General features: G+C 50.0%; 2 protein-coding genes and 1 pseudogene. 2 read left to right on the top strand and 1 reads right to left on the bottom strand.

Going from position 1 to position 4,922, the window contains the following annotated elements:
- The coding region (locus tag QT987_RS30080; RefSeq protein ID WP_445305020.1) for a pentapeptide repeat-containing protein at nt 1–386 on the bottom strand (386 nt) is incomplete at its 3' end.
- On the opposite strand from QT987_RS30080, the pseudogene QT987_RS29305 reads away from it, so the two are divergent.
- Together QT987_RS29305 and QT987_RS29310 are read left to right on the top strand one after the other, a co-directional pair.
- Nucleotides 290–2,059 (top strand): annotated as a pseudogene (locus tag QT987_RS29305) (calcium-binding protein); the annotation flags it as partial. The gene QT987_RS30080 and the pseudogene QT987_RS29305 overlap by 97 nt on opposite strands.
- Nucleotides 2,060–2,371: 312 nt before the next feature.
- Nucleotides 2,372–4,922, top strand: a 2,551-nt coding sequence (locus QT987_RS29310) for a choice-of-anchor Y domain-containing protein (RefSeq protein ID WP_333246970.1), incomplete at its 3' end; no start/stop codon positions are given.

Here is a 4,922-nt window from a genome sequence, read left to right on the forward strand (position 1 = left end):
AAGTCCGACTCCGACAAGTCCGACTCCGACAAGTCCGACTCCGACAAGTCCGACTCCGACAAGTCCGACTCCGACAAGTCCGACTCCGACAACTCCAACTCCGACAACTCCAACTCCGACAACTCCAACTCCGACAACTCCAACGCCGACAAGTCCGACTCCGACAAGTCCGACTCCGACAAGTCCAACGCCGACAAGTCCGACTCCGACAAGTCCAACGCCGACAAGTCCAACGCCGACAAGTCCAACGCCGACAAGTCCAACGCCGACAAGTCCAACGCCGACAAGTCCAACGCCGACAACTCCGACTCCCACGGGAACTCCGACTCCGACTCCAACCGGAACTCCGACTCCCACGGAAACTCCAACCCCAACCGGAACTCCAACTCCGACTCCCACGGAAACTCCAACCCCAACCGGAACTCCAACTCCGACTCCCACGGAAACTCCCACTCCCACGGGAACTCCAACCCCCACGGACACTCCAACTCCCACGGGAACTCCGACTCCGACTCCAACCGGAACTCCGACTCCCACGGAAACTCCGACTCCAACCGGAACTCCGACTCCCACGGAAACTCCAACCCCAACCGGAACTCCAACTCCGACTCCCACGGAAACTCCAACCCCAACCGGAACTCCAACTCCGACTCCCACGGAAACTCCCACTCCCACGGGAACTCCGACTCCCACGGAAACTCCAACCCCCACGGGAACTCCGACTCCCACGGAAACTCCAAATCCCACGGAAACTCCGACTCCAACGGGAACTCCGACTCCAACGGGAACTCCGACTCCAACCGGAACTCCGACTCCAACCGGAACTCCAACTCCCATCGGAACTCCGACTCCAACCGGAACTCCGACTCCCACGGAAACTCCGACTCCCACGGAAACTCCAACCCCAACCGGAATTCCGACTCCCACCGGCACTCCGACTCCCACCGGAATTCCTGTTGACTCTGACAGCGTTCAAGGGGGCGATACCGATTGCATTTGCGAACAGATTACCCTACCCGCGATCGGTTCGATTCCGGGCCCGAATTCTGTCGATCGCACTTTCAATGGCACTGACGGCGACGACTTCCTCATCGGCAGCAATCTCAACGACGTTATCAGCGGTTTCAACGGCGACGACGTTCTGCTGGGCGAAAAAGGCAACGACAATATTTACGGGGCACTGCCCACCAATATCCCCCTTGGCCCGAATGCAGACAAAGACTTGCTGTTTGGCGGCAGTGGCAATGATTACCTCAACGGGGCCGGCGGCGACGATCGCATTTTCGGGGGTAAGGGCGATGATGTGGCGATCGGCGGCAAAGACGATGACTTGATTTGGGGCGACAAAGGCAATGACACTCTCGTTGGGGCTCAGGGTAACGACTGCTTGTTTGGAGGCAGTTTTGACCCGTTTAACCCTGACTCGACTGGACGCGATTTGCTGTTTGGCGGTGCGGGTAACGACTTCTTGAACGGGGGAGATGCTGCGGATACTCTAAGCGGCGGCGAGGGCAATGATACTGTTTACGGCGGCAAGGGCAATGATGTTGTGGTGGGGGGTACTGGCAACGATCGGCTGTTGGGCGATCGCGGCAGTGATAGCATTTGTGGCGACGATGGGGACGATACTATTTTCGGAGACAGTGCGATCGACTTTAACGGCGAGGCAGATTCCCTGTGCGGCGCTGCTGGCAACGATCTGATGTTTGGCAACGGCGGTTCCGATAAACTGTGCGGCGATGAGGGCAACGATACTCTCTACGGCGGCAAAGGTGACGATTGTCTGATTGGGGGTTTGGGAAATGATATTCTCAACGGCGGCATTGGGCGCGATCGCTTTGTTTTAACAGCAGGTGAAGGCAGCGATCTAATTACTGATTTCACAAAAGGTGAAGATTTGTTGGTGTTAGCGGGTGGTCTAACTTTTGGTCAACTTAGTATTACCCAAAACGCTAATGCAGCTTTCATCAGGATTGGTGAGAACGGTCAACTGTTGGCTGCTTTGAATGGAGTGCAAGCTAGTGCGATCGGTCTGAATGATTTTACCATCTTCGGGTAAGCACAAATTAATTAACTAAGGTGCGGAGTACGCACCTTAGTTAATTATGTAGGGTGCACAGCGCGTAGCTTGCCACTATGAGCAGTGTATCAAATCACTTTTTGCGTCCGGGAGTGCGATCGACAATACTCCAAGCTTTTGCTTGACACTGCTCTGCACTCCCGGTATTATTTTAGTAATAAAAATGACTTAAAAAAGCCACTTTACGGAGAAACTACTGACAGTGTATTTACGTAAATAAAAATTAAATGTAAAAAAATTGATAGTAGTTGGCAGCTAATACATAATCATCTCAAATTTAGGTGCATCTAGATGGGACAGATAATTATTAACGAATTCCGGCGGGACGGGCAATTCCAGGGGAATGAGTATGTGGAACTGCTGTTGACGGAAGATGTAAGCGCAACTCAGCTTCAGAGCTATTTTGTAGGCGACTCAATTGGTGCAACAGCACAGAAAAATTCTGCTTATCAGTTCAGGAACATGGCGAGTATTGCTCCTGTATTCAAGGCAGGAACCATAATTGCGATCGGCGGTTCAGGTGTCATTCCTACTGATGATATTAACTACAACCCCGTTGCCGACGGAAATGATGCTGATTGGAACATTCAATTGCTGATAAATAACGCTGCTGGCGGTACTTATCTCAATAATATCTTAGTCGGAACTAACGCTTTTGGTGGGGATTTTGCAGCCTCAGATATTGTTTGGGTAGATACTAGCAGTGCGGGAATTACTTCTGTTGATTCCCTCGCCTGGAGGAGTCCAGGAACAGGAACACACGGAGCCTTTGGGAGTGAGGCTAAGGTGCAAATTTTAGCACCACCCAACGGGGGTAATGTTGAGTTTTCCAGCGCTATTGGCGGCATCAACAGAACTGCTAGTTATACTATAGATAGTCCCGGCACCTTGGGTTTGCCCAACGGCGGAATTAACAGTATTTATATTAACAGTCTCCGCAACCGATCGGTTAACATTGCTCCCAATTTGGCAACTCCTAATGTTAATCCGCCGATCGCAATTAATGAAGATATACCCAGCGCCGATAACACAGGCTTTAGTATTTTTAACCTCACTAGCGAGTTAGGAAGTGACGCTAATGGCGATCCTTTGGGTGTCGCAGTCACCGCTGCAGACAATACTAACGGTAACTGGCAATTTTCAACAGATGGCAATACTTGGACAAATTTCGGTGCAGTGTCGGAAACTTCAGCAACAGTGCTCGGTCCGACTCCTCTTTATAATGGCTTACTTGGTAACACTCCCAGTTCTCAAAATTGGCTGTCTTTGACTAACTCAAATTTTGCTTCTCCTACCGCTACAGCTTCAGAATTTTTTAGCGGTAATGGAGTTAATTTAAACAGCAGTGCGGACAATAGAATTTATGCTGGCTATACAAAAAATTCTTTAAATCCGTCATTTCCACCGCTCGATCGCACTACAGGCTTTAGCTTGTCTTTTAATCTCCAAATTATCTCGGAATCCCGCACTAATCAAGATCGGGCAGGTTTTAGCATTGTTGCCGTTACTAGCGATCGCAAAGCCATTGAAATCGGTTTCCAGCGGCTATCTGAAAACTCTGGCAATATCTTCGCACAAGGCGACGGCATTACTCCCAACCCAGGCGGACAAACAAACGGCTTATTTGTTGCAGCAGAGAATGTTGCTTATAACACCAATATTGCTACTAACTACACTCTCAGAGTTCAAGGTAACAAATACTTTCTTTCCGATGGCAGCGCTATCATACTAACCGGCCCGCTGCGCGATTATTCAGGATTTAGCGACCAGATAGATCCTTACGAAACTCCTAATTTTCTATTCCTCGGTGACGGCACTACCTCGGCGCAAGCTAACATCAACCTGACGCGGGTTTCCCTGCAAACGCCTGCGAAAGTTCGGTTTGTACCCAACCAAGACTATTACAGTACCGCTGGAAGCAAACCAACAATTACTTTTCAGGCGTGGGATGGAAGTAACGGAGTGGGTAACGGTACTGCCGGCGTCAATGCTTCAGTTACTGGTGGAACAACGCCGTTTAGCACTAATAGTTTAACAAGTTCGATCGCAGTTAATCCAGTCAACGATCCACCTTCGTTTGTCAAAGGGGTCGATCGCACTCTCAGCAGCAATTCGGGGCCACAAACCATCCCCGGATGGGCGACTGCGATTTCTCCAGGCCCTAACGAATCAGGACAAACTGTGGCTTTTCAAGTGGTAGGGAATGATAATGCTGCTTTGTTTAGTGTACAACCTGCGATCGACTCGGTGGGGACGCTAACCTTTACACCGATGCCGGGGGCGATCGGCAGTGCTAATATAACTCTAAACCTGAGAGATAATGGCGGTAGAGATAACGAAGGACTCGATACTTCTGATACCCAATCGTTCATTATCAACCTCACCAATCCAGGCACATTTAATTTCAGCAACGCCAACTACAGCGTTAATGAAAACGGTCAATTTGCCACAATTACCGTTACTCGCACTGATGCTAATGTGGCTGCTGCTGTCAGTTACAGTACAAGTAATGGCACTGCTAATGCTGGTAGTGACTATAACCAGAAATCGGGAACATTAAATTTTGGCATTGGCGAAACTACTCAAACTTTCACGATTCCAATTGTGGATGATTCAGAGATAGAAGAGAATGAAACTGTTAATTTAACTCTGAACAATCCCACTAACAAAGCAGATTTAGGAGCAATTTCTAGTGCTGTTTTGACTATTGTAGATACAACTCCAACTCCGACGCCGACGCCTGCGGAAACTCCAACTCCCACGGGAACTCCGACGCCGACGCCTGCGGAAACTCCAACTCCCACGGGAACTCCGACGCCGACGCCTGCGGAAACTCCAACTC

The organism is Microcoleus sp. SVA1B4 (assembly GCF_036700545.1).
Classification (GTDB): domain Bacteria; phylum Cyanobacteriota; class Cyanobacteriia; order Cyanobacteriales; family Microcoleaceae; genus Microcoleus.